7 protein-coding genes are annotated in these 7,120 nt (G+C 37.4%); 4 read left to right on the top strand and 3 right to left on the bottom strand.

What is annotated here, in order from left to right:
• From ACJMLD_RS06970 to ACJMLD_RS06960, 3 genes are all read left to right on the top strand, one after another.
• The coding region (locus ACJMLD_RS06970) for a hypothetical protein (RefSeq protein ID WP_405269733.1) at positions 1-1,337 on the top strand (1,337 nt) is incomplete at its 5' end.
• Positions 1,338-1,940: 603 nt separating this feature from the next.
• Positions 1,941-2,189, top strand: coding sequence for a hypothetical protein (locus tag ACJMLD_RS06965; RefSeq protein ID WP_405269730.1), 249 nt, complete (start codon positions 1,941-1,943; stop codon positions 2,187-2,189).
• Between the two features lie 75 nt (positions 2,190-2,264).
• The gene (locus ACJMLD_RS06960) at positions 2,265-2,966 is read left to right on the top strand and encodes a hypothetical protein (protein ID WP_405269727.1); all 702 of its coding nucleotides are present in this window, start codon (positions 2,265-2,267) and stop codon (positions 2,964-2,966) included.
• Here the strand turns inward: ACJMLD_RS06960 and ACJMLD_RS06955 are convergent, their stop codons facing one another.
• Positions 2,967-3,644 (bottom strand): hypothetical protein, encoded by a 678-nt coding sequence (locus ACJMLD_RS06955; RefSeq protein ID WP_405269724.1) that lies wholly within the window; start codon positions 3,642-3,644, stop codon positions 2,967-2,969.
• Positions 3,645-3,745: 101 nt separating this feature from the next.
• On the opposite strand from ACJMLD_RS06955, the gene argB reads away from it, so the two are divergent.
• On the top strand, positions 3,746-4,609 hold the full coding sequence (argB, locus tag ACJMLD_RS06950; protein WP_405269721.1) for an acetylglutamate kinase: 864 nt from the start codon (positions 3,746-3,748) through the stop codon (positions 4,607-4,609).
• Positions 4,610-4,640: 31 nt separating this feature from the next.
• Here argB and ACJMLD_RS06945 read toward each other — a convergent pair whose 3' ends face one another.
• Both ACJMLD_RS06945 and aksF read right to left on the bottom strand, forming a co-directional pair.
• Positions 4,641-6,113, bottom strand: a complete 1,473-nt coding sequence (locus ACJMLD_RS06945) for a class I adenylate-forming enzyme family protein (protein ID WP_405269718.1) — start codon at positions 6,111-6,113, stop codon at positions 4,641-4,643.
• Positions 6,113-7,102 (bottom strand): homoisocitrate dehydrogenase, encoded by a 990-nt coding sequence (gene aksF, locus ACJMLD_RS06940; RefSeq protein WP_405269715.1) that lies wholly within the window; start codon positions 7,100-7,102, stop codon positions 6,113-6,115. Before aksF ends, ACJMLD_RS06945 begins: the two co-directional genes overlap by 1 nt.
• Positions 7,103-7,120 lie beyond the last annotated feature (18 nt).

Raw genomic sequence — 7,120 nt, 5'->3', positions numbered from 1 at the left:
AGGATGGCAGCAAATTGGTTGTTAGGTTGATTGATGGTGATAATAATCCGATTTCCAATGCTCTTATCTATGTAAACAATACTGTTGCCGTTTACAAGTACAGAACCGATGCCGATGGTGTTATTAATGTGCCGGTGAACTTGAAACCTAATGAATACATTTATAATATTGTCTATGAAGGGGATGCTTGTTATAATGGGATAAATGTTACTAGAACTGTTGTTGTAGATAAAGGTGATGTTTTCATTTCTGTTGAGGATGTTAATGTAACCTATAAGGAAAACGAGAACTATACTGTTGTTGGTTGTGATGTTAATGGTGATCCTGTTTCTGGTGTTACTGTTAAAGTTGATAATGGCGCTAAGGTTTTGAGGTATCGTACTGGTGCTGATGGTGTTGCCAATGTTCCGGTCACATTAAAGCCTGGTGAGTACACATTTACCGTTTCATTTGATGGAAATACCCTTTATAAAGCAGCAGGTAATTCAAGTGCAGTTGTTGTGAACAAGGCGATTGTTAATATGGATGCAGTTGATCTTGTTGTTGGTTATAATGACGGATCTAATTTCACTGCTACATTGACTGATGCGGAAGGAAATGCGATTTCTGGTGTGACAGTCAAATTCGACAACGGTGTAAACGCATACAGATACCACACCGACGCAAATGGTGTTGCAAGCGCTCCTATCAAATTGAAACCTGGCACATACACATACGTAATCAGCTTTGCAGGAAACAGCATCTATGCTGCGGCCAACATTACAAAGACATTGACAGTAGAAAAAGGAACTCCTAACTTAGAAGCTTCTAACGTCACTGTTGAGTATAAAAACGGTAACTTAACCGCAAGACTCACTGATGCTGATGGTAATGCTATCGTTGTTGCTACAGTCAAATTCACAAATGGCGCAAGCACATACAGATATCATACTGATGCTGATGGTGTGGCAACCGCTCCTATCAATGTAAAACCGGGAGAATACGACTACACTATCGGATTCGATGGAAACTCATTGTATGGTGCTGTGAATACAACCGCAAAAGTTGTCGTAAACAAAATCGATGCAGTATTAACTGCTGATAACATCAGTATGACCTTCAAGGACGGCACCAACTACACAGCAAGATTAACCGATACCAACGGCAACGCAATCGCAGGTGTCATCGTTAAAGTCAACAACACAGTAGGAGTTTATAAATACAAAACCGATGCTGAAGGCATGATCCATGTTCCAATCAACTTGAGATTAGGTGAATATGCATTTAATGCTTTCATCGAAGGCAGCGACATCTACAACGACTGCAATGTGACAAGCACAGTTGTCATAACAAGATAAAAAATATGGTTTAATTTGAATATTTTCTTAAAATATTCAAAACCTTTTTTTCTTTTTTTTTAATCCCCGCTTTGGCAATTCCAATTTTTTTTAGATGATTTTTTCTGTTTTAAAAATGTTCAAGTTTTTTGTGACTTTGAGTGATGGTGAAGGCAATGCCATTGCTAACAGTATTGTTAAGATATGTTGTTGGTGATAAGACTTACAGTCGTAGGTTTGTCTAATCCTTTAATTTAATCACTAATTTCAAAGGTATATAAGAAAAGAAATGAAAAAGCAAATTTAGAAAAGACATTACTTCAATATCTACCATCATCAAAAAATCCTCAAACTTGAAGACAAAGCATTATTTGAAATATTGCTTGAAATAAAAAAGTTAAGAAAGAAGATTAAAAACATATTTCCGGACACTCTTCATCTTCTTGGAAATTAATTTTAGGCACGATTATCCTTAATAGTTTGGTTTTATCTTAACTTTTAACATATGCTTATTCGATATTTCTAATTGTCATGTGATTTTCATATATTTTTTTTGACTTAGTCTACATCAAAGTATAAAAGTTTAAATACTTTTTAGTTTAATTATTCTTAAAGGTGATAAAAATGGCAAATCTTGACAAATCTACCGAAGACGAAATCTTAGCAATCGTTGAAAAATATCAGAAAGAGGACACAAAACTTTTGAATTACCTTATAACTGATGATGAGATTACATTCTTCTCACCATTGGCAAACGGTAAGGCAATAACAGCTGAGGACTTGCAGAAAGTTGCAGACATTTTAAACGGCTCATTTGAAGGAATGGAAATTGTTAACCAAGAGTACAGATTCAAATTCAAATGCGGATTATAGGAGTTTTAAATAACTCCTGCTTTTTTTTATTAGTTATCAACAAGTTTAATACATATTATCCTTTAATATTTTATCATGGCAAAGCGAAAAATCATTCTGATTCTGGCATTGTTTGTTTTGATTATTGGTGCTTTTTCATTGATTGGAAATCTTTTAGAGCCCCCTAAAGCGGATTATGAAAATGATGTGGTCTTTGAAAAAATCGGAGGGGATGATTTTTTGAATGTCACAATCAAGCATTGTCTGAAAATCGATGAAAGGGACATACCTGACGGTTCGTTTTCAACTTCCGTAGGCAAAGTCAAATATTATGATGCAAAAAACATCACTTATGTCGATTTGTTCGGCAATCGGGATTATTTCATAATCTGGAAAACAAGTCCCGATAATTATGATTGGTTTGAAACGAACGAATCCGTAAATCAGTATGTGTCCTGCTATCTGACAGGCGATGTAGAGGGAAAATGCTTTGTCGAATACTCATATGAGTACAATTCCGTCTATGGGGTAATGGTAAGCACAGCTGAGGATAGCATTTCAGAATCTGAATTGATATATAAAATATTGGGCCTTGATCCTGAAGGTTTTGACTTGGCATACAGCTCAACCCAATCCAGTTATGACAGTTATTCATCAGGCTCAGGCAGCCATTATCACACGGTCGTGCCGGACAGGTATACCTTGTCAAGAACAGACCCCGGCGCCTATTACGACCACTATGAATATGGGGATAATTATGAGATTGACAATTACCTTGAATCGGAAGGCTTTGATTAGTTATTCCTTTTTCAAATACTCTTGAGTTAGCTTACACTCGCACATGCACTTTGTGCAGCCAAGGCCGGCTTTATATTGTTTGATAATATATTTGCTGCAAGCCCCGATATCAATAATGTCCTTTCTGTTTAGCCGGTCATTCCATTTTTGAGGATTAATCGCACCGACGGGGCATGCTTTTTGACAATTTTCACAATCATCACATTGGGAATCGGTAATCGGAACTCCAAATTCGAGGGGCATGTCAGTCAATATGCCTCCTAAAGCAACAGCGGAGCCGTATTCTGGAGTTACAAAAAGTGCAGATCGTCCAATCCAACCCAAACCGGATTTTGTTGCAATTGTTTTATACGGCAAGATGCTCAGCAATTTTTTCATGTCACATTCGTTTCTTTTCATTGTTAGTGCAAATGCATCATAGCCAAGATCTTTAATATATTCTTCACCTTTAAGTGAAATTTCAGTTAACTTATCAATTTGTGCATGAAAACAAGACCAATAAGATTCATAATCCTCTTCTTCGATGTAGGTCATTGCCTGTTTTGGAATCTTTAAAACAAGGCTTATTCCATTAGGCAAATCTATAAATTCATTAGCGAGGCCATTAACATCAGCAAATCCGACTTTGTTGGCTCCTAATTTTATAAGGTATTCTTGAAGATTACTCATCTCTGACATAGTATTTGATATGGTCAATAACTTATTTAAATTGTAATGTAATGGAATTTTGACTGTATAACTTATAAAGGATTAAGTGAAATATTAAATGTAGTGATTAGATGAAAGATATAGATGTGTTAATTGAAGCTTTGCCATACATTAAGAAGTTTCATGATAAGAAGATTTTGATTAAATATGGAGGACATGCAATGGTAGATGATGAAGCAAAGTCCTCTACAGCTCGTGATACTGTTCTGCTCAAATATGTTGGAATGAAACCTCTCATTGTACATGGAGGGGGTCCTGAAATTTCCAGATCAATGGATAAGCTAGGCAAGGAGCCTAAATTCATCAAGGGATTAAGGGTGACCGATGAGGAGACCATGGAAATTATCGAAATGGTATTGGTCGGTAAGATTTCAACTGAAATAGTATCCGAATTAATTAAACATGACGGTCAGGCAATAAGCTTGTCCGGAAAGGATTCAAGTTTGATATTTGCTCATAGAAAAGGAGCGCACAAGGTCAATGAGGAGCTTGTTGATTTGGGGCTTGTCGGTGAAGTCGACTGCGTGAATACCGATTTGCTTGACATGTTTTTGGATAACGATTACATTCCAGTGATTTCTCCTGTAGGTATTGCAGAAGACGGAACAAGTCTGAATCTGAATGCAGATACCGCAGCAGGTGAAGTTGCAAGTGCAATCGGCGCTGAAAAATTAATCATCTTAACTGATGTTCCGGGTGTTTTAAGAGACCCTGATGACCCTGATTCATTGATTCAAAAAATAAGGGTTAGCGAGATTCCTGATTTAATAGAAGACGGCATCATTTCCGGTGGAATGATTCCTAAAATCGAAACCTGTGTCAAAGCAATTGAAAATGGCGTCAAGTCATGCCACATTATTGATGGACGCAAAAAGCACTCTTTACTTTTGGAAATCTTCACTACTGAAGGTATTGGAACTATGATTTTTGAATAATCATAGTTATTTTTTTCTTTTTTTAATTATTTTATTGAACTTTAAACATATCTCTAAGTTCTCTTCTAAGCAATTTCCACCCGTTTACTCTTGGAAGCTCTTCAAGCGCAAATATTTTTTTTGGAACTTTATATCTGGATAAGTTCTCACGGGCATAACTAATTAAGCCTTCATCATCAGCTTCATCTTCCCAGACAACTGCCGCGACAGGAATTTCACCTCTGTGACAGTCATCGATACTAAAAATAGCTATCTCCTTAATTGCGGAGTATTTGATTAGGACTTCTTCGACTTCTGTAGGATAGATTTTCCATCCGCTCATCACAATCATGTCCTTTTTTCTGTCTGTAATGAATAAACGATTGTCTTCATCAAGATATCCGACATCTCCTGTCAAGAACCATCCGTCATCCAAAAAGGATGCTTTGGTCTTTTCTGCATTTCCCCAATATCCCTTAGCAACAGCAGGACCTCTAAGCGCTATTTCGCCTTGCTGGTATTGCGGCAAGGTCATTGACGGGTCATATTCATCCACAATTTTAACTTCTGAAAAGCAGATAGGATGTCCGACACTTTCAAATCTGTCCGCTTCCAAATAGTCTTCAGGCCTGATAACGGTTCCTGTTCCAATCACAATGGTTTCTGACAGGCCGTATGCGTTGATAATCGGTATTTGGTAGGTTTGGTGGAAATCTTTCCATATCTTTTTATGCAATGGTCCTCCGCCTGAAATAATTTCACGAACGGTTTTCAATTGTTTCCTGGCGTCTATTGTAGTCAATGTATGGATTACCGGTGGCATTCCGCTTAAGACAGTAACCTTTTCATTTTCACACAACTCCAGATATTCATCCAAATCGAACTGTTCCATCATGATATAATAAGCTGCGGCCCTTAACGCGGATATTCCCCAGGAAAGGCCGACATGTGCCATAGGGTAGATTCCCAAAAACACATCGTCCTGCTTCAATGTCAGGACATCGCATTCATTATGGATTGCTGTGAAGTAGTTTCCATGTGTAAGCATTGCGCCTTTAGGTTTACCTGTTGTTCCGGAAGTGTATTGCAATTGACATAAATCATCCCAGTCAGTATTTTCAGCCTCTAAAACTTTGCTGTCTTTAAAATCTGCAATATTTTTGGGAATGTAAGTTTTGATGTCAATGATATCTCCTGCTTCTTCATCGGTAATCATCAGTTTTGCCTGTGAGTCGCTGACAATGTATTCAAGTTCCGAAGCGGTGAAAACCCTATTGGTTGGGATGGCTATTGCTCCGATTCTCCATATTGCAAAGAGTGAAAACAAATATTCTTCAGAATTCTTCAAATAAATTAGAACTCTGTCTCCTTTTTCTATTCCTAAATCTTTTAATTGTCTTCCGATTTCGGAAACTATTGATAGTATTTCACCGGAATTGTATTTGTCTCCGGTTGTCGGATTATATAATACGTTCTTATTTAAACGTTTTGAATTCGCATCTAAAAAAGTAGTAATATTTAACATTAAATTAACTCCTTGACAATAGCTTTTGTAACTTCCATTGTTGATGAATCTCCACCCAGATCGGGGGTTCTTATTCTGCAGTCGGCAATTACCTTTTCAACGGCATTCTTGATATCGTTTGAAATTTCCCATTCGCCTAAGTAATCAAGCATCATTGAGGCGGACAGTATCATTGAACAGGGGTTTGCAATATTCTTGCCGGCAATATCCGGTGCAGACCCATGGACAGGTTCGAACAATCCGTTGTGATCTCCGATATTTCCGGATGGTGCAAGTCCAAGACCGCCTACCAGACCGGCGCTTTCATCGGAAAGTATGTCTCCAAACAGATTGCTTGAAACAATGACCTCAAAGTTTTGAGGTTGTGTGATAAGATACATCGCCATTGCATCCACATAATAGTCCTCTGCGGCGATTTGGGGATATTGTTTGGATACATTGTAAAAGCTTTCTTTAAAAACTCCGTCGGTTTTTTTAAGAACGTTGCTTTTGTGAACGCATGTAACTTTATTTTGCCCTCTCTTAATACATAAATTGAAGGCTGCTTTTGAAATTCTTTCGGAAGCCTTTTGGGTAATGTGCCTTTCAGCAATCATTTTTTTGCTGTCGCCATACTCAACCTGTGAATAGAGCCCTTCTGTATTTTCCCTAACTATTACAAAGTCAATGTCGTCGCAAATGCAGTCAACGCCTTTATAGGATTTTATTGGCCTAATATTTGCATAAACATTAAGTTCTTTTCTCAAGTTAATAATTGGGCTTGGCTGGCCAGGTGTTGATGTAGATGCTCCGAATAGTACTGCATCGCTGTCATTAGCTATTTTGATTGTTTCTTCAGGTAATGTTGTTCCGTTTTTGTTAAAACACTCGAAACCAGCTTCTCCGTATTCAAAACTAAATTCCAAATCTAAATTATCGAGCAAATATTCGCATGCTTCCATTACTTCCTTGCCTATTCCGTCTCCGCTTATGATTGCAATGTTATACATTATTCTCCCTTGAATAAA

Origin of the sequence: Methanobrevibacter sp. (genome assembly GCF_045112895.1) — an archaeon.
GTDB lineage: Archaea > Methanobacteriota > Methanobacteria > Methanobacteriales > Methanobacteriaceae > Methanocatella.
This window is presented reverse-complemented; position numbering and strand designations above follow the sequence as displayed.